This is a genomic window from Streptomyces sp. NPDC041784 (genome assembly GCF_055591025.1).
Window position 1 is genome coordinate 358,827 of sequence record NZ_JBVJAB010000009.1, and the last position, 18,130, is coordinate 376,956.

Consider the following 18,130-nt stretch of genomic DNA (forward strand, 5'->3'; position numbering starts at 1 on the left):
TCTCCGCCGGTCGGTCGTCGATGCGAGATCGGTCACATTCACCCGAGGCAACCTACTTCCGTCATGTCACATCTCCACAGGCGACGCACAGTTGGGCGCCCGGCGACCACCGTGCGTCGAGGACGTGCCCAGTATCGCGACGAAAGCCGCATAAGGCGACGATTTCCGCTTTACATGAACATGACTCATCCGTAAGGGTTGCCTTTCGGGGCCCGACCAGCCCCCTTGGCAACCAACAGCGCCATGTACCGCGGCGGTCGGCGCCGCCGGCCGCCCGAACGAAGGAACCCTCACCAGTGCGCAGAGCACACATACGCACCCTGGCGATCGCCGTCACCGTGGCGACGGCCGCGACGGGTCTGACCGGCACGGCCCTCGCGGGGGAGGACCGGGCCACCGCCACGGCCACGGCCGGTGCGCAGGCCACCGACGTGGTGCGGGCCGCCCGCGCCGCCGCGCTCGCCCACGCGGCCGCGACCGGCGTCGGCCAGGACGACGAACTGCAGTCGCAGGAAGTCATGATCGACCCCGAGGGCGCCCGGCACGTCCGGTTCGTCCGGACCCACCAGGGCATGCCGGTCCTCGGCGGCGACCTGGTCGTCCACCTCACCCGGCAGCTCGCCTACGCGGGTGTCACCCGCGCCGCCGAGCACACCGTCGACCCCGCCGCCGCGAAGGCGAAGCTGACGGCCCGGCAGGCCGAGCAGAAGGCCGCCGCCGTGGCGAAGGGCGACGCGCAGAGCGCCGAACTCGTGGTCGACGCCCGCGGCGGCGCCTCGGCCCTCGCCTACCGGATCCAGGTCACCGACAGCTCCACCGCCGAGACCGGCTCCCGCACGGTCGTCGTGGACGCCCTCACCGGCAAGGTGCGCAGCAACACGCCCGACAGCGACGAGTTCCTCTCGCCCGCCCTGGTCGACAGCCTGCGCGAGCGCGGCGAGACCCTCGACCCGGCCACCGGCAACGCGCCCCTGTCCGCCGGCCTCACCGCGTCGTCCGGCGCGGCCGCCGCCGCCCGCTACCCGGCCACGGCCAACGGCACGGGCAGCTCCCTCTTCGTGGGCAAGGTCCCCCTGACCACCACCCGCACCGCGCGCACCAGCTACCTGCTGAAGGACCCCACCCGCTGGGGCACCGAGACGCGCGACGCGAAGAACCTGGAGCTGGGGAACTTCGCCCAGGGCAAGAAGTTCACCGACACCGACAACAAGTGGGGCAACGGCGCCGTCTCCAGCCGCGTCAGCGCCGCCGTCGACGCCCAGTACGGCATCACCAAGACGCTCGACTTCTACAAGAAGACGTTCGGGCGCAAGGGCGTCGCGAACAACGGCAAGGGCGCCCGCGCCATGGTCCACTTCGGCAAGAAGGTGGGCAACGCGTTCTGGTACCCGGACTGCGGCTGCATGCTCTACGGCGACGGCGACGGCCGGGAGATCAAGAAGCCGCTGGTCGTCCTGGACGTCACCGGCCACGAGCTGACCCACGGCGTCGTCGACGCCACCGCCCGTCTGGAGCCGACCTACGTCGACAACGAGGGCAACCAGTACGGTGAGCCCGGCTCCCTGAACGAGTCCCTCGCCGACATCTTCGCCTCCGCGGTCGAGTTCAGCACCAACAACCCCAAGAACCCGCCGAACTACCTGATCGGCGAGAAGCTGGGTCTGGACCAGAAGTTCCTGCGCCGCCTCGACAAGCCGTCCCTGGACGTCCTCGAAGGCGCGATCGACTACTGGTCGCCGCAGGTGTACAACGCCGAGGTCCACGCCGGCTCCGGCGTCTCCTCGCACGCGTACTACCTGCTCGCCGAGGGCAGCGGCCGTAAGAAGATCGGCAGCGTCACCTACGACTCGCCGACCTACAACGGCGCCACGGTGAAGGGCATCGGCCGCGCCAAGGCCACCGCGATCTTCTACCGCGCCCTGACCCGCTACATGGTCTCCTCGACCGACTTCCACGACGCGCGCGTCGCGACGCTGAAGGCGGCCCGGGACCTCTACGGCCAGAACAGCACGGAGTTCAAGACGGTGAACAAGGCCTGGGCCGGCGTCAACGTCACCTCCGCGAACGTGCCGCCCGCCACGCGCTGACGGCACGCGCTGACGGCACGCCGGACGCCGACGGCCCCCCGCGCCCCCGTCAGTAGTCGGGGCAGAGGTTGAGGTGTACGGCGTCCACGATCCGGGTGGTCCTGGCCCGGCCGAAGCCCTCGGGGTGACCGGGAGAAATGAAGCGCCGCATGGCGGTGCCGATCTGCTTCTCCCGGTCCCCGGGGAAGTCGTGGATCGTGGCGCACTGGGCGCGGCCGCGCTCGACGGCCTTGTCCTCCTTGTCGTGGACGATGTCCGGATCGATCGCGGTCAGCGCCCGGACGTAGGCGGCCTCGCCGTCGCGGTCGGGGCGCGGTGGGAGAGCGGCGGCCGTGGCCCCCGCCCCCTCCTGGCCGCCGGACGGCGGGTTCGTCGTCGGGGCCGAAGGGGTGCCGCCGCCCGGCTCACCGGACGCCGTGGAGCCCTCCGCACGCGGGGTCGCCGCCGCCGGGGCCGTCCCCGCCGACGCCGGTTCCTTGGGGCTCGCGGCCGGCTCTCCGGAGCCACAGGCGGTGAGGGCGGCGACGGCCAGTGCACAGGACGCCAGGGCGGCTGCGGTCGTGCGGTGGTTCACGGGTCTCCCGGGGCCTGCGGTACGACGGCTGAGATCCGTGAGCGTATGGGCTGGTTGTATGCCCACGACGGTGGTTCGCCGCGCCTGCCAGGGGTGTGAGGAAGCGTCAGGGGGCGCGTGGCCGGCTGCAACGCGCCCGAAGGAACCGGAGCGGGAACCGGAGCCGAAACCGAAACGGAGCCGGAACCGTCAGCGCTCCATGACCAGCAGCCCCTCCCGATAGGCGATCGCCACCGCCTCCGTCCGGCTCGCCGCGCTCAGCTTGCCGAGGATGTTGGAGACGTGGACACTCGCCGTCTTCCCGCTGATGAACAGCTCCTCGCCGATCTGGCGGTTGCTGCGCCCGAGCGCGAGCAGCCGCAGCACGTCCCGCTCCCGCGCGGTGAGCGCGACCGCCCGGTCCCGCGAGTCCGCCGGCGAGTCCCCGAGCCGGCCTCGACGTATCAGCGCGTCCAGCCGCTCCCGCAGGGGTACGGCACCCAGTCGCAGGGCCGTCTCCCGGGCGGCGCGCGCCTCGCCCGCCGCCTCCTCGCGCCGCCCCGCCGCCAGCAGGGCCTCCGCGTACCGCAGCCGGCAGCGCGCCAGCTCGTACACATCGCCGTAGCCGAACGCGGCCACAGCCTGCTCCCAGGCCACCGGGTCCGCACCCGTGGTGGCCCGCACCACCTCCGCCTCGGCCCGCGCCAGCCACGCCCTGCCCTCCGGACCCTGCGGCGCACCGGTCCTCCCGCGCACGGCCACCGTCCGCGCGGACCCGAGCAGTTCGACCGCCACGTCCGACCAGTGGCGTACGGCCGTGTCGTCGCCGTCCGCCCGGGCCGTGGCCGCCGCGTCGGCGACCGCCGCCAGTGCCAGCGCCGCCAGCCGGACCGTGACGTCCGGGAGCATGCCCGATTCGTCCGTGAGGGCCTCGACCGAGGACCGCACCCGCGCCACCGCCTCCTCGGCGTCGCCGCGCTGGGCCGCCGCGTCGGTCAGCACGACGGCCGCGACCAGTGTCGCCATCCAGTCGAAGCGGCCCTCCGTGAGCGCCCGGGCCCGGGCCACGGCCTCCTCGCTCTCGCCGCGCGCGAGGGCGACGTACAGTGCGGGGCCCACCGTGTACCCGCCCGCGGCGGGCAGGACGGCGACGTCGGCGGCCGCCGTCCGTACGCACTCGTCCCAGCGGCCCAGCGTGTGGAGCAGCAGCAGGTTCAGGTAGCGCATCTCCAGGGGGTACGGCGAGGAGCGCAGACCCGCGCGGCGGGCGCGGTCCAGACCCTCGGACAGCCAGGGCAGGCACTCCTCCAGCTCCCCGGCCTCGTAGCAGGCGATCGCCAGCGAGAACAGCGCCCGCATCTCCACCGGGGCGTTGCCCGCGCCCCTGGCCAGCTCACGGGCCTCCTTCAGCCGCTCGCGGGCCTCGGGGGAGCGGCGGCCGTCCCCCTCCATGGCGGCCAGCGAGATCAGCAGGTCGGCCCGGGCGTCCGCCAGGTCCAGCCGCTCGGCCATGCTCAGGGCACGGCGGGCGACGCTCAGGGCGGTCGCGTTGTCCCCGATCTGACGGGCCGCCAGAACATGGGTGGACGCCGCCCACACCCAGGTCGGCGAGGGCGGGTCGGCGGGGATCAGCGCCAGCGCCTCGCTGCTGTAGGCGAAGGCGGACGTGAGGCTGTCGACGTTCATCAGGGTGCCGGCGAGGGTGTACCGCACGCGTGCGGCGAGTTCGGAGTCGGCGTCCTGGCCGATGCCGGCCAGCGCGGCCCGGGTCAGGGAGACCGCGCGATGTGCCTCACCGGCGTGCGCGGCCGCCGCCGAGGCCCGCAGCATCAGCGTGACCCGGTCGCCGCCCTCGCCCGAGGGGCGGGCGGACGGGTCGACCGCCGCCCACAGGTCCAGGGCGGCCTCCAGATGGTGCAGCTCCTCGGCGGGCGCCCGCACGCGCTGCGCGTGGTCGGCGGCCTCCAGCGAGGCGGCGAGGGCCTCCGCCGAGTCATGGCTCTCCCGGTAGTGGTGGGCGCGCTCCGCGGCGGTCTCCGGACGGTGGCCCCGGCCGGCGAGGAGCCGCGCGAATGTGCCGTGCAGCCGCGACCGTTCACCCGGGAGGAGATCCGCGTACACCGCCTCGCGGGCGAGCGCGTGCCGGAACGCGTACGTGTCCTTGTCGCCCGGGGCGAGCAGTTGCCGGCCGACCGCCTCGCGCAGCACCGCCTCCAGCTCCTCCTCGGGCAGGCCCGTCGCGTCCCGCAGCAGGTCGTGCTCCACGCGCCGCCCGGCGACCGCGGCCGTGCGCAGCACCTGCTGGGCGGTGTCGGAGAGCTGCTCGACCCGGATCAGGAGGACGTCGGCCAGCCCGCTCGGCACACCGCCGGCCTCCGCGTCCGTCGCCGCGAGCAGTTCCTCCGCGTAGAAGGCGTTGCCCTCGGCGCGCTCCACGATCCGGCGCACCGTGGCCTCCGGCAGCGGCCGCTCCTCCAGGGAGCGCACCAGACGGGTCACCTCGGCGTCCGCCAAGGGCCGCAGCTCCAGCCGGTCCACGGCCGGCAGCCGCACCAGCTCGGCGAGGAGCGGGCGCAGCGGGTGCCGGCGGTGCAGGTCGTCCGTGCGGTAGGAGGCCAGGATCGCCAGCCGGCGCGCGGGGGTGCCGCCCGCCGGCCGTTGCAGCAGGCCCCGGCTGAGCAGGAAACGCAGCAGGTCCCGGGAGGACTGGTCGGCCCAGTGCAGGTCCTCCAGGACGAGCAGCAGCGGCGCGATGTCGGACAGGTCGGCGAGCAGGCCCGCCATCCCCTCGAACAGCACCGCCCGCCCGTCCCCGCCGCCGGCACGCGCGCGGGGACCGTCGTCGTCCCTCGCGGGATCCGTGCCCGCGCCCAGCAGCCGGTCGGCCACCGGATGCCCGGCGACGACGGCCGCGAACCGATCGTCGGCGGCGAGCGCGCCCAGGATCTCCGTGAACGGCAGATACGGCAGCCCGATGTCACCGAGGTCGACGCAGTGCCCGGTCAGCACCGTCATGCCGGAGCGCGCGGCCCGCGCCGCGACCTCGTCCAGCACACGCGTCTTGCCCACCCCCGCGTCCCCGGCGACCAGCACCGCCCGGGCCTCCCCGGCACGGGCCCGCTCCAGCACATCGGAGAGCCGGGCCAGCTCCTCCGCCCGGCCGACGAACGGGCTGGTCATCACAGTCTGCGACACCCCTCCATCCTGGCACGCACCACCGACAACGCGGCCCGCGACCAGGGAGGAAGTGTGATCACCGGTGCAAGGAGCTCGCCCAGTCCGCCGGAACCCGTCCCTCCGGCCCCGGGACCGGCTGGTCCTTCGGGTGGTGGGCCGGAGGTGTCAGCTCGGGCCCCGACGCGTACATCTCGTTCGTGGAGTAGTCCCAGAACCACTCCTCGTCCGGCTCGAAGCTGCGCACGACGGGATGTCCGGTGGCCTTGTAGTGGGCGGTGGCGTGCTGGGCGGGGGAGGAGTCGCAGCAGCCGACGTGGCCGCAGCTCGCGCACCGCCGCAGATGGAACCACCAGCCGCCGACCGCGTCGCAGTCCCCACAGCCGGGGCCGCTGGGCGGGACGTTCGGGTCGATCGCGTTGCCGTCGGTCATACGGGCTCCTCGGCAGGGTCGGGTTCGGGCGCGCTCTCGGGATCGGTTCCGGGATCTGTCCCGGTCCCGGGATCTGTCTCGGGTTCGGGCGCGGTCAGCGGCAGCAGGACCTGGAATCGGGTGTCGCCCGGCACCGACTCGACCTGAAGGCTGCCGTGGTGCTTGTTGACGACGATCCGCCAGGAGATGTCCAGGCCGAGCCCGGTGCCCTCGCCCACCGGCTTGGTGGTGAAGAAGGGATCGAAGATGCGGCCGCGGACGTCCGGCGGAACACCGGGACCGGTGTCGCGGAACTCCACCAGCAGCCGGTCGCCCTCACGCGCCGTCCGCACGGTCAACGTGCCGTCCCCGCCGTCGCTGTTGATCGCGAACACGGCGTTGTCGACGAGGTTCGTCCACACCTGGTTCAGCTCCGCCGGATACGCGGGCACCTCCGGGAGCGTCCGGTCGTACTCCTTGACGACCTCGATGCGCTGTCCGATCTTCCCGGAGAGCATCAGCAGGGTGCTGTCGAGGAGTTCGTGGACGTCGACGACCCGGTAGGGGGCGCGGTCGAGCTGCGAGTACTGCTTGGCGGCGTCCACCAGATGGGAGATGCGGTTGGTGGAGTCGTCGATCTCGTCCATCAACAGCTCGGTCTCGACGGTGTAGTTGAGCCACCCGATCGCACCCGGCAGCACGTCCGCCTCCACCGCGTCCGCGACCTGCTCCAGCCAGTCCACGTCGAGCCCGGCCTGCACGAAGGTCGGCGCGATCCGCCAGCTCTCCTGGATGCCGTGGTCGTCGAGCCAGTCGGTGAGCGCGTCCTCCCGGTCGGAGGCCTCCAGCGGGCTCAGCACCGGCGCCTTGGCGACCAGCTCGGCCGTGCGCTCCTGGATCTCGATCAGCCGGGTCAGCACCACCGGGTCGTACCCGCCGGAGGCGATCACCGTGAGCTTGTGCCGCATCTTCGCCACCCGCTCGCGCAGCGTGGCCGTCGCCCGCACGGCCGCCGCCGCGGGGTTGTTCAGCTCGTGCGTGAGCCCCGCCGACAACGAGCCCAGGGCGAGCAGCCGTTCACGCTGGCCGATGGCCCGCTGGGTGTTCTTGGAGCCGAAGAACAGCCCCTCCAGCAGATGCGCGGCCATCGGGAACCACTCCCGCATGACGGCCGCGAACGACTCGGCGGGCAGCACGAAGAACCGCGTCGGCTCCGTGACCCGCATCGTGTTGTTGTAGACCTGCGGCACCCGGTCCCCCAGGTACGCCTGCATGGCCCCCGCGTACACCCCGCGCTGCGAGGTCCGGCTGACCTCGACGTCGTCCCCGCCGACCCGGCGGTAGAGCACGACCGTGCCTTCCAGCATCACGTAGAAGCAGGTGGCCGGATCACCCTCGGTGTACACCGGCCCGGCCTCGAACCGCTCCACGCGCCCTTCACCGCACAGCCGTCCCAGCTGTTCGGGGGAGAGCTTCTCGAACAGGAACAGCGTGCCGATCTCGGCCGGCGCGCACGGCATCGGCTGCCCGTTCACGACTGCTCCAGATACCGGTGGACGAGCATCACGGCCATGGCTCCCTCTCCTACGGCGGACGCGACACGCTTCGCGGATTCGGCGCGCGCGTCGCCCGCCACGAACACGCCGGGAACGTTGGTCTCCAGGTGGTACGGCGGCCGGTCCAGCTCCCAGCCGCCCGGCGGCCGTCCGTCGGGCGTGAGGTCGGGCCCGGCCAGGATGAACCCGCGCTCGTCGCGCAGCACCGTGCCGTCCAGCCAGTCGGTCAGCGGGGCCGCGCCGATGAACACGAACATCCACTGCGCGTCGACGAGTTCGGTCTCCCCGGTCGTGACGTCCCGCAGGGTCAGCCGCTCCAGGTGCCCGTCGCCGTGCGCCGACTCGACGACCGTGCGGGCGCGCACGGAGATGTTGGACGACTCCTCGATCTGCTGGATCAGGTAGTACGACATCGACGCCGTCAGTGACTCCCCGCGCACCAGCAGGGTCACCGACTTGGCGCCCCGCGCGAGGTACATGGCCGCCTGCCCGGCCGAGTTGGCGCCGCCCACGATGTACACGTCGTGCCCCTGGCAGGAGGCCGCCTCGGTGAGCGCCGACCCGTAGTACACCCCGCAGCCGGTCAGGTCGTCACAGCCGGGCGCCGTCAGCTGCCGGTAGGACACGCCCGTCGCGAGGATCACGCTGTGCGCGGCCACCGCCGAGCCGTCCGAGAACCGTACGACCCGCGCGGACCCGTTGACCTCGAGTCCCGTCACCTCGCGCGCGGTGAGGATCTCGGCGCCGAACTTCGCCGCCTGCCGGCGCGCCCGCTCGGTGAGCTGGGCGCCGGACACGCCGTCCGGGAAGCCGAGGTAGTTCTCGATCCGGGAGCTCTGCCCGGCCTGCCCGCCGGTCGCCGACCGCTCCACGAGCACCGTGCGCAGGCCCTCGGAGGCCCCGTACACCGCCGCGCCGAGCCCCGCCGGACCGCCGCCGATGACGACGAGGTCGTAGAAGTCGGCCGTCGGTGTCGTCGCCAGTCCGACCTTCGCGGCCAGCTCCGGCGCGTCCGGCGCGACCAGTGGGGTCCCGTCCGCGGTGATCACCAGCGGCAGCCGCTGCCCGTCCTGACCGGCCGCGGCCAGCAGCCGCCGCCCCTCGGGCTCGTCGGCGGAGTACCAGCGGTACGGCACCTGGTTGCGGGCCAGGAACTCCCTGACGTCCGACGAGCGCGCCGACCAGCGGTGCCCGACGACCTTCGTGGCCGGCACCGGACGGTGGTCGCTGGAGCGCCAGGCCTCCAGCAGGTCGTCCAGGACGGGGTAGAGCTTCTCCTCGGGCGGGTCCCAGGGCTTGAGCAGGTAGTGGTCCAGGTCGACCACGTTGATCGCGTCGATCGCCGCGTTCGTGTCCGCGTACGCGGTCAGCAGCACGCGCCGGGCCCCCGGGTAGACGTCCAGCGCCTGTTCCAGGAACTCGATGCCGTTCATCTGCGGCATCCGGTAGTCGGCCAGGATCACGGCCACCAGGTCGCCGCGCAGCTTCAGCTCGCGCAGCGCGTCCAGCGCGGACTCGCCGGACTCGGCCCGCACGATCCGGTACGAGGCGCCGTAGCGGCGCCGCAGGTCACGGGCGACGGCACGGGAGACTCCCGGGTCGTCGTCCACGGTCATGATTACACCTACGGTAGATCTCTCAGGTGCCATAGAACGACCGTACGTGACGGGGAGGGGCCATGGCGACGGCAACGGCGATCCGGGCAGCACCTGAGTACCTGCGGGTCAGCAAGGGCAAGGGCAAGGCGGCGCGATCGATCACCGACCAGCACCGCGACAACCTCACGGCCGGGGAGGAGCACGGGCCGTGGACGTGGGGCGAGGCGTACAAGGACACGGGCAGCGCCTCCAAGTTCGCGACCAGGATCCGCGACGACTTCGAGAAGCTGCTGTCCGACCTGGAGACCGGCGCGTTCGGACGGCCGGGCGACGTGCTGGTGCTGTGGGAGGTGTCCCGGCTTGCCCGTGAGACCGGCCGGGGCGTGGCCCTGGTGGACGCGGCGGAGGCGGAGGATATCTCCTCACGCTCGGTGCCGCTCAGTTGTCGCTCTGACCGCGTCTGCGGGGTGAGGCGGATGCTGCCGCTCTGGTACAGGAACCGACGGACGTGCTGCATGGGTGCCCCGAGCGCCCGCCCGATCAAGCTGAACGACTGTCCTTCGCGCCAGCGTCTCCAGATCTCATTCTGTTGAGCTGGCGAAGACCCGTAGTCACGCACCTGTGCCTCCACGATCACATGATCATCCGTGGGTGGTGCGTTGATCCCTTGAGAGTGCCAAGGTTTTTTGACAGCTCCCAGGATCGCCAGCGGGTGGGGGGCTTTGACAGAAGGTCTCGCGCTCGAGCGGCAAGACTCTGGAGGTTTACGCGAAATCCCCTTGCTCAATGGTCAAGAATCGTTGACCATTGCTCGTATGCCTACCGATGATCTTCCCGAGACGTTTCACGTCACCACGGACGAGCAGCTGCGCGCCATCTCCAATCTCACGCGCCACCGGATCATGGCCGTGCTCCGCTTTGAGCCGGCGACGATTACGCAGATCGCCGAGCGGGTGGGCCTTGCGAAGGGGAGTTCCAGCTATCACGTGCGGCTGCTGGAGCGGGCCGGCCTGGTGAAGGTGGTGCGGACGCGGAAGGTGCGGGGTGTCACCGAGCGGTACTACGCGATGGCCGCGCGGTCGATCGTGCTGCCGGATCCGGGCGAGGGAGGGCCGGATGTGCTGATGCGGCATGCGGTGGCGGACCTGGAGGCGTCGCCGGTGGATGAGCGGCACGTACGGATGGCGCATCTGCGGCTCACCGAGGAGCAGTTCGCGCAGCTGGGGGCGCGGCTGCAGGCACTGGCGGACGAGTACCGGGAGCTGTCCGATCCGTCGCTGCCGGACGCGTCACTCGTCTTCGCACTGTTTCACCCGGCACCGCGCGAGCAGGCTGAGGGAGGCGCCAAGTGACCTCAGACGTCCGGAAGTTGCCGACCGGGTTCGGACGGCTGTGGACTGCGCAGACGGTGTCCTCGCTCGGTGACGGGGTGTCGCATGCCGCGCTGCCGCTGCTCGCGTTGACGTTGACGCGGGATCCGATGGCGCTCGCCGTCGTCACGGCCGCCGGGACGCTGCCGTGGCTGCTCTTCGGGGTGCTTGGCGGCGCGCTGGTGGACCGCTGGGACCGCCGGCGCACGATGTGGGTCATGGACGCGGCGCGTGCGGTGCTGCTCGCGATACCGGCGGCAGCGGCAGCGCTCGACGGCTTGAGCATTCCGCTGCTCGCGGCCGTCGCCTTCCTGCTCGGCCTCGGCGGACTCTTCTTCGACACGGCCGCCACGGCCTATCTGCCGGATCTACTCGGCCGCGACCCCGCACTCTTGGAGCGAGCCAACTCTCGCTTGCGCGGAGCCCAGACCGCCATGTCCGGCTTCGCGGGGCCGCCTGCGGGCAGTGCGCTGCTCGCGCTCGGGCGTGCGGTTCCGTTGCTCGCCGACGCGGTGTCGTTCATGCTCTCCGCACTGCTCGTACGGTCGCTTCCCGCCATGCCACGGCCCGTGCCGAAGGTCCGCGAGTCGCTGCTTCGGCAGGCGCGGGCCGGGGCCTCGTACGTCTTCCGGGACCGGTTGCTGCTCGGGCTCGCGCTCCGCCCGGCGGTCGGGAACGTTGCCTTCCTCGCTGTGGAGACCGTCCTCGCCCTCTTCGCGCACGACCGCCTCGGCATCGACACCTACGGCTTCGGCCTGCTCCTCACGGCGGAGGCCACCGGCGGCCTGCTCGGTGCAGGCATCGCCTCCTACCTCGGCCGACGACTCGGCACCGGCACCGCACTGACCTGCACAGCCGCCGTCGAAGGGCTTGCCATCCTGGGCCTCGCCGCTGCCCCGAACCCGTACGTGGCCGGGCTGGCGCTCGCCGTCTGCGGGGCCGGCATGGGCGCCACGATGGTGCTCGGGCCCTCCCTCCGACAGGCGATCGTCCCGGCCCACCTTATGGGCCGGGTCGCCTCCACCTCCCGCATGCTGGCCATGTGCGCCGCCCCCATCGGGGCCTTCCTCGGCGGCTGGCTGGCCACCACCTACGACATCCGCACCCCGCTCTACGCCGCCGCCGTCCTCCTCCTGGCGATGACGGCCGTCACGGCAACCATGACCAGCAACCGCCGGGTCGAAGCGGCGCTGCGGGCCGCCGCCCCGGCCGGCGGGCCGGATCACCCGGCATCCAAGGGTCCCGCCCAGGAGAGTGCACCCGACGTGTTGTGGCGCCTGCCGCGAAGGCGTCACAACACGTCGGGTGCGTCGGGTGCCAGGCCCCCGCGGGGCGCAACGAGTGGCCAGGTCGGTCGGGTGCGCTGGCCGTCAATCCTCGTCGTCCTCGGCGGCGTCCGGGTCCCGGAAGGGGCGCAGGCCCTGGCCGGGACCGCTGGCTTTGATGTTGAACAGGTAGCGGCCCAGGAAGTTGATGTGCCGGTCCTTGAGCGGGGAGAGGCGGGCGACGTCTTCGTCCTTGATGTCGTGGCCCTCGGCACGGAGCCGGGCAACGGCGGCGTCCAGGTAGCGGGTGTTCCACAGGACCACGGCGTTGAGGACCAGGCCGAGAGCGGCGAGCTGGTCTTCCTGGCCTTCGCGGTACGCCTGGCGGATCTGCCCGCGGCCGCCGTGGCAGATCGCACGGGCGAGCCGGTGGCGCGACTCCTGGACGGTGAGCTGCCGGTTCATCAGCCGGCGGTAGGTGTCATCGACCGGGTCGACCAGGGCGAGCAGGTGCATGGTCTTGTCGATGCGCCCGTACTCGGCGAACGCGGCCCCCAGCGGGATCGGGTGCCCTTCGCGGCCGAACATCCGCAGCAGGTCGTAGGCCCGGACCTGGTTGGTGATGCGCGACCCGGCCACCCGGAGCATGTCCGGCCAGTGCGTGGCGATCTTCTTCAGGTTGACCTTGTTGCAGGCCACGGCCTCCAGCCGCCCGTACCCAGCGGCCGGCTCCTCGCCGCCGGGCAGGTCGGCTCGCCAGAATCGCTGGTCGGCCAGGTCGCGGAAGCGTGGGGCGAAGCGGAAGCCGAGCATCTTGTACAGGCCGAACGCCATGTCGGAGTAGGAGGCGTTGTCGGTCGCCACCATCTCCGGGCGCACGCCGCCGTCGAGGTTCAGCAGGGTGTCCAGGGTGTAGAGGCTGTCGCGCGGGGTGCCGCGCACGACCATCGCGCCGATCCCGGCGACCTGGTCGTTGACGGCGTTGAGCCAGGTCACGCCGCGTTTGTAGCCGTAGTACCTGGGCGAGGGCCCGGTGTTGATGCTCTTGACGGGGACGTCGAAGCGCAGGCCGTCGACGGAGGCGAGCAGGCCGCCGCCCCATATCTGGGCCAGCTCGATGCGGGACTGGGCACCGATCAGCGCGGCGTTCGCCCCGGCGATGGTGTCTGCGCGCACGTAGTTCTGGTCGACGTGCGAGAGGCGTGGCGGGTCAGCGCCTTGTTGTTCGGGTCGATGACCGGGGTCAGGCCGATGTTGCAGCTCTGGGAGACCAGAAGGGCGACCAGGGAGACGAGCAGGCCCTCCATGCGGGTGCGGCGGTCGGAGACGTGGCCGAAGGAGTCGAGGAAGCCGGTCCAGGAATGGACCTCGAACAGCAGGTCCGGTAGGTCGATCCTGGGGAGCATGGCCTCGGTGGTGGTCTTCAGCCAGGTCAGGGCTCCGGTTCGCCCACCGCGCCGAGTTTGTCCACGCTCAGCCGGGCACGTCCCCCGCCTTCGGGGACGACGATCTCCACCTTCGCGCCGGCGCCGGCCTCCTCCAGGCGGTCGGCCATCTGCCGCCAAGCCGCGTCGAGTCCGCGGGTCAGCTGGGCCAGGTGCTCTCCCGCGTCCTCGGTCAGGGACAGGCCCGCCAGCACGTCCGTGCGCATCGCCTCCCACCGCGGGCCGTCCAGCAGCCGGGCGCGCGGGTCGGCCCACCGGTTCGAGGGAGCGGCGAAGACGTCGCGCCGGTTCAAGGCGCGGTGCAGCTGTTCCAGCACGCACACGACGTACGCGTCGCGGTCGACGGCTCCCTCGGGCAGCTTGGCGTTGGAGAACACCGCCCGCTTCCACGTCGCGGGCACCGAGTCGACGTCGACCTCGCGGGGCAGCAGCGGCCGGTCCTTGACCCGGCGGCGTGAGAGGGCGGGCAGGCGGCGCACCGCCTTCAGGATGCGCCGTCCTGCCGGGGCCGCGTCCAGCGCCTCCGACTCACCCAGCAGGGACAGGAACGGGCGCACGGTGTTGTAGCGCAGGCCGAGCTTCTCGCGCATCGCCGCCTCGGCCGACCCGTCGTCCTCCGGCACCAGGGCCTCCACCGTCGCGACCGCACCGGCCACCGCCGTGCGCGGCACGGCCTCCTCCACCGCCGCCCACAGCGCGGCGACGTCCAGGTCCGCGTCGTGGGTGGCGACCAGGTCCAGCTCCTCGGTGAGGATCTTCGACGCCTTTGCCAGGATGCGCGCGGCCTTCTCCAACTGCGGCAGCATCGCCAGGCGCTCGCGCTCCGAGGCCCGCCGCGCGGGGCTGATCAGCCGGTTCGCCATCAGCACCGCGAAGAGGTCCAGCGCGTCGTCGACCGCCTGCGCCTCCAGCTGGCGCACCACCGCCGTCAGTAGCCGCGGGCCAGCTCACGGGCGCCCTCGGCCCTGGACCGGGTCGGCGTCGGGGCCGAGACGGCGGTCCCGCGGCACTCGCGGCGCCGAACCGGCAATCCGTCCGGCCTGCGGTGGCAGCGCAAGAGGGATGAGGGGGACAGCCGAGATCCGGAGCAACCCCCCGCGCTCACCGCAGGTGAGAGGGTCTTCAAGGCCTGCGAGGGAATCCTGGGCCCAAGGCCCTCCAGGTGTGCGGCGACCCCTGCCGCAGGTACGGCTCACGCACGGACGACCCCGCCACGGATCCGGCGTCGGGCCCGGATTCACGGCGCGGGGCAGGGCGGTCAGAGGCCGAGGTCGCTCAGGCCGGGGTGGTCGTCGGGGCGGCGGCCGAGGGGCCAGTGGAACTTGCGCTCCGACTCCTTGATGGGGAGGTCGTTGATGCAGGCGTAGCGCAGTCGCATCAGGCCGTTGTCGTCGAACTCCCAGTTCTCGTTGCCGTAGGAACGGAACCAGTTGCGTGAATCGTCGTGGCATTCGTAGGCGAAGCGCACGGCGATGCGGTTGCCGTCGAAGGCCCACAGCTCCTTGATGAGCCGGTACTCCAGCTCCCGGTTCCACTTGCGGGTGAGGAAGGCGATGATCTCGTCGCGGCCGGTGGCGAACTCCGCGCGGTTCCTCCAGCGCGAGTCCACGGTGTACGCGAGGGCGACCTTCTGCGGGTCGCGGGTGTTCCAGCCGTCTTCCGCCAGGCGGACCTTCTGGATGGCGGTCTCCCGGGTGAACGGCGGGAACGGGGGGCGTGCTTCGTCAGCCATGTCGCTTCCTTGGGTCTGTGCGGTATCGCCGTCGGCGGGGTGCGGGTTCCGTTGGCGTGGATGGACCATCGCGAGAACGAACGTTCTCAGCGTCCATCACAACCGTACGAGAACGATGGTTCTCGCGCAAGGCCGACACGACCACGATCGGACTGGCGGCCTTGTCCCTGTCGGGCCATCGCGCGAGGCGCCTCGGCCTCTGGAGCGGTACTTCCGGGGGGCGGCGCGTCGAGTGCTTGCGGGGTTCGCCCGGCTCGTCCCGGAGGTCGATCACGCGGCGTTGGGGCGTCGTGATCCTTCGCCGTAACGTGTCGCTGTCGGCGGGGGCGCCGAGTCCGGACTTGGCGCGGACCTGCTCGCCCAGGACCTGGGAGAGGTGCCGTGGCAGCTGCCCGGGGTGCCGGGTGAGGCGGCCTTTGCGACCGCCGGAGTCGTGAACTGCCGGCACGCACTCAGGAGGCAGCCGGGGTCATGTCTCCGCTCGGGGGCGGGCGGCGGTCCGGGCCTTTGTCCAGGCGGATCCGGCCAGTGCGCTCGAGCGGAACCCGGCCCCGGAACGCGAGCGACGCGCTACCGGCCCCGTCGGGCGATGTTCGGGGACGCGTTGACTCCTCCCTCTCTCGAAGCGCCGCGGAATCCAGGGGTCAACACCGCACGGGCGCCGCGTACGCCTCGTGCGAGCCGTCCACAGCGAGCGGGGAGAGTCTTGGCCGAGCACATGAGCAGTCGAAGGCCGTCCGCGTGTACGGGGGTACGCACCGAGCGGGCGCCGGACCGGAGCGAGCGGCGGTCAGTCGCTGCCCATAACGCCCTCACGGTGCTTCCCACACCATGCGTTCGCAGCCTCACAGGGAGCGCCGGACGCCTGCCTGACGTTCGAGGTTGCGCAGCTGCACGGACAGGTCGCCTTCCACTGCGTCGTACGCCGGGCCCCGACGTCCGACGGGCAGGACCTCCTCGCCCCTCATGTCCTCCAGCATGAGCGCGAACGCGGCATACATGGCCACACCCGCGAGGAGCAGTCCGAGGGCCCCGGACACATAGCCGAGCCAGGCGGCACCGGTGAAGTTGAAGAGCGCCGCGACCGCGAAACGCGGCACGGCCACGCACAGCACGAACCACATCACCCGCTTGCGGTGCGCGACGGTCGCCATCAGCAGGGCGAAGACGGCGAACACGAGGTTGAGCAAGCCGAGCACCTCGGCGCCTGACGGAGGTTCGAGGGCCAGCACCAGGGAGTTCGCCAGCCAGGTTCCGGAGAAGCACGCCATGAGCGTCGCAGCGAGCACGTCCCTCGCCCCGAACGCCAGGATGCTGACGATCAGTTGCAGGATGAAGGCCGGCAGGATCGTCAGGGCGACCGCCCGATGGGCGCCGTCACCGAAGAAGCCCAGTTGCATCCCTCCAACGATGACGGAGGCGATCGCCACCGCGAAGAAGCCGACCGGCATCGGGGAGGCGATGGGGCGGAGATTGATGCGGGTCATCGGACGCAGGTCCGGTTCGAAGTGCCGGCCCGTCGGCTCGGCCCGCTCCGGGGATGATTCGGGACTGGTGCTCATGGCGAGCTCTCCTGTGGGTCGTGCCTGCAAGGGGGCAAAGGGGCGAGCCGGGGCTTGGTGCATCGACGACGCCGTCGGGGCCTTCGTGTTGGGTGCAAGCAGTCGAGCGGGCTCGGCGGCACCAGGCGGCAGCATCGTGCCCGTGATCGTCATGCCGTGAGGGAGGCAGTCCTCATGCGGCTGCACATGGCGTGTTGTGACGCTCGCGGTGCCCCGCCGGCCAGGTGAGTGGTCGGGCCATCCCGGGAGGCGATGAGATTCTCTTGAAGCCGTATACCAGGTGCTGTTGACCGACGGGAATGCGATGGAGGGCGCTCAGTCGAAGCGCAGATCGGAGAGCTGCTTCTCGAACGGGGTGATGCCGTCTTCGGGTACCGGATCGGCTGCCCTGGCGGCCAGGAGCGAGGCCAACTCCCCGCCTGCCCGCCCTATGCGTGCGGGCAGGCCCTGCGTGTAGGCGTCGCCGCCGGAGCCCCAGTCCTCGGACGCGGCGTAGACCGCCGTGGGGACGACGTCGGCGCGCAGGTAGGCGAACAGCGGGCGCAGGGCGTGTTCCAGGACCAGCGAGTGGCGGGCCGTGCCCCCCGTTGCCGCGATCAGGACCGGCTTGCCGGTGAGGGCCTCCGGATCGATCAGGTCGAAGAAGGACTTGAACAGCCCGCTGTACGAGGCGGTGAACACCGGCGTCACGGCGACCAGGCCGTCGGCGCCCGTGACCGATTCGATCACGGTGGCCAGCTGTGGCGGGGGGAATCCGGTCACGAGGTTGTTGGCGATGGCGACGGCCACGGCCCGCAGCTCGATGACGTCGACTTCCACCTCGTGGCCATGGTCGGCGAGGTCATCGCGGACCGTATCGGTGAGCCGGTCGGCGAGCAGCCGCGTGGAGGACGGGGCGCTCAGCCCCGCCGAGACGGCGACGAGCTTCATGCGGCGGTCACCTTCTCCGGTTCCGAGGCGGCGGCGAGCAGGGACGCGTGGGTGGGCGCGTCCGGCACCCCGGCCGCGCGCCCCTTGGTGAACTCCTCGCGCAGCACCGGCACGACCTCCTCGCCGAGCAGGTCGAGCTGCTCCAGGACCGTCTTCAGCGGCAGTCCGGCGTGGTCGAGGAGGAACAGCTGGCGCTGGTAGTCGCCGGCGTACTCGCGGAAGGACAGGGTCTTCTCGATGACCTGCTCGGGCGTGCCGACGGTCAGCGGGGTCTGCTCGGTGAAGTCCTCCAGGGACGGCCCGTGCCCGTAGACCGGCGCGTTGTCGAAGTACGGGCGGAACTCGCGGACGGCGTCCTGGGAGTTCTTCCGCATGAACACCTGACCGCCCAGGCCGACGATGGCCTGCTCGGGTGTGCCGTGCCCGTAGTGGGCGTACCGGGCCCG

The 18,130-nt window shown here is 71.8% G+C and carries 12 protein-coding genes and 2 pseudogenes; 4 read left to right on the plus strand and 10 right to left on the minus strand.

The genetic code is table 11. The annotated features are described in order from the left end of the window. Positions 1 to 296: 296 nt before the first annotated feature. The gene (locus tag ACZ6D7_RS21980; RefSeq protein WP_469492980.1) at positions 297 to 2,087 is read left to right on the plus strand and encodes a M4 family metallopeptidase; all 1,791 of its coding nucleotides are present in this window, start codon (positions 297 to 299) and stop codon (positions 2,085 to 2,087) included. Between the two features lie 49 nt (positions 2,088 to 2,136). Here the strand turns inward: ACZ6D7_RS21980 and ACZ6D7_RS21985 are convergent, their stop codons facing one another. The 5 genes from ACZ6D7_RS21985 to ACZ6D7_RS22005 form a co-directional block, all read right to left on the minus strand. Continuing rightward, on the minus strand, positions 2,137 to 2,661 hold the full coding sequence (locus ACZ6D7_RS21985) for a hypothetical protein (protein WP_469492982.1): 525 nt from the start codon (positions 2,659 to 2,661) through the stop codon (positions 2,137 to 2,139). Between the two features lie 189 nt (positions 2,662 to 2,850). Beyond that, positions 2,851 to 5,820 carry a helix-turn-helix transcriptional regulator gene (locus tag ACZ6D7_RS21990; protein ID WP_469493070.1) on the minus strand — a complete coding sequence of 990 codons (2,970 nt, stop codon included), beginning with the start codon at positions 5,818 to 5,820 and terminating at the stop codon, positions 2,851 to 2,853. A 73-nt stretch (positions 5,821 to 5,893) separates the two neighbouring features. Continuing rightward, positions 5,894 to 6,247 carry a UBP-type zinc finger domain-containing protein gene (locus tag ACZ6D7_RS21995; RefSeq protein ID WP_469492985.1) on the minus strand — a complete coding sequence of 118 codons (354 nt, stop codon included), beginning with the start codon at positions 6,245 to 6,247 and terminating at the stop codon, positions 5,894 to 5,896. After that, positions 6,244 to 7,746 (minus strand): ATP-binding protein, encoded by a 1,503-nt coding sequence (locus ACZ6D7_RS22000; protein ID WP_469493074.1) that lies wholly within the window; start codon positions 7,744 to 7,746, stop codon positions 6,244 to 6,246. The genes ACZ6D7_RS21995 and ACZ6D7_RS22000 overlap by 4 nt, the downstream gene beginning before the upstream one ends. An 11-nt stretch (positions 7,747 to 7,757) precedes the next feature. Beyond that, positions 7,758 to 9,431 (minus strand): NAD(P)/FAD-dependent oxidoreductase, encoded by a 1,674-nt coding sequence (locus tag ACZ6D7_RS22005; protein ID WP_469492987.1) that lies wholly within the window; start codon positions 9,429 to 9,431, stop codon positions 7,758 to 7,760. A 29-nt stretch (positions 9,432 to 9,460) separates the two neighbouring features. Here ACZ6D7_RS22005 and ACZ6D7_RS22010 point away from each other — a divergent pair, with 29 nt between their 5' ends. From ACZ6D7_RS22010 to ACZ6D7_RS22020, 3 genes and pseudogenes are all read left to right on the plus strand, one after another. Beyond that, positions 9,461 to 9,973, plus strand: coding sequence for a recombinase family protein (locus ACZ6D7_RS22010; protein ID WP_469492990.1), 513 nt, complete (start codon positions 9,461 to 9,463; stop codon positions 9,971 to 9,973). A gap of 222 nt (positions 9,974 to 10,195) precedes the next feature. Beyond that, positions 10,196 to 10,732, plus strand: a complete 537-nt coding sequence (locus tag ACZ6D7_RS22015) for an ArsR/SmtB family transcription factor (protein WP_466670332.1) — start codon at positions 10,196 to 10,198, stop codon at positions 10,730 to 10,732. Then, positions 10,729 to 12,009: pseudogene (locus tag ACZ6D7_RS22020) on the plus strand (MFS transporter); the annotation flags it as partial. The gene ACZ6D7_RS22015 and the pseudogene ACZ6D7_RS22020, both read left to right, overlap by 4 nt. 111 nt (positions 12,010 to 12,120) lie before the next feature. Here ACZ6D7_RS22020 and ACZ6D7_RS22025 read toward each other — a convergent pair. From ACZ6D7_RS22025 to ACZ6D7_RS22045, 5 genes and pseudogenes are all read right to left on the minus strand, one after another. After that, positions 12,121 to 14,395 (minus strand): annotated as a pseudogene (locus tag ACZ6D7_RS22025) (Tn3 family transposase); the annotation flags it as partial. Between the two features lie 323 nt (positions 14,396 to 14,718). Beyond that, a complete protein-coding gene (locus ACZ6D7_RS22030) occupies positions 14,719 to 15,192 on the minus strand; it encodes a nuclear transport factor 2 family protein (RefSeq protein ID WP_469492994.1) in 474 nt (157 codons plus the stop codon). An 845-nt stretch (positions 15,193 to 16,037) separates the two neighbouring features. Further along, positions 16,038 to 16,754, minus strand: coding sequence for an acetate uptake transporter family protein (locus ACZ6D7_RS22035; RefSeq protein ID WP_469492997.1), 717 nt, complete (start codon positions 16,752 to 16,754; stop codon positions 16,038 to 16,040). 315 nt (positions 16,755 to 17,069) lie between these two features. Next, entirely contained in the window at positions 17,070 to 17,684 is a 615-nt protein-coding gene (locus ACZ6D7_RS22040; protein WP_469493001.1) for an FMN reductase, read from the minus strand. Then, positions 17,681 to 18,130, minus strand: a 450-nt coding sequence (locus ACZ6D7_RS22045; protein ID WP_469493011.1) for an LLM class oxidoreductase, incomplete at its 5' end; no start/stop codon positions are given. The genes ACZ6D7_RS22040 and ACZ6D7_RS22045, both read right to left, overlap by 4 nt.